General features: G+C 60.7%; 1 protein-coding gene. It reads right to left on the bottom strand.

Going from position 1 to position 267, the window contains the following annotated elements:
• Nucleotides 1-267: hypothetical protein (locus ACTHR7_RS10855; protein ID WP_440370814.1), on the bottom strand; the 267-nt coding region annotated here is incomplete at both ends.

The raw sequence follows: 267 nt of genomic DNA, 5'->3' as shown, positions 1-267 counted from the left end.
GCCTTTGTTCATGTTCTGGCCGGCGGTTTGGGACGCACGGCCGAAGGCGCTTTGATTGAAGCCGTCGCTTCCTTTCAGGCTGCCGCCATAACCGGCACCGATGCCCATGCTGCTGGCGCTGTAGCTGCTTTCGTTGCGGATGTCTTCGAAGCTGAAACTGCGGGCGGTGAGTTCGTTGTGGTCTTTGTCTGCGGCAGAAGCGATGGCGCCGCCTTTAAGCCGGACGCTGTCGGCGGTGATGTGATAACCGCCTTCGCCGGCAAAGAG

The organism is Neisseria sp. P0007.S010 (assembly GCF_051962875.1).
GTDB lineage: Bacteria > Pseudomonadota > Gammaproteobacteria > Burkholderiales > Neisseriaceae > Neisseria > Neisseria subflava_A.
This window is presented reverse-complemented; position numbering and strand designations above follow the sequence as displayed.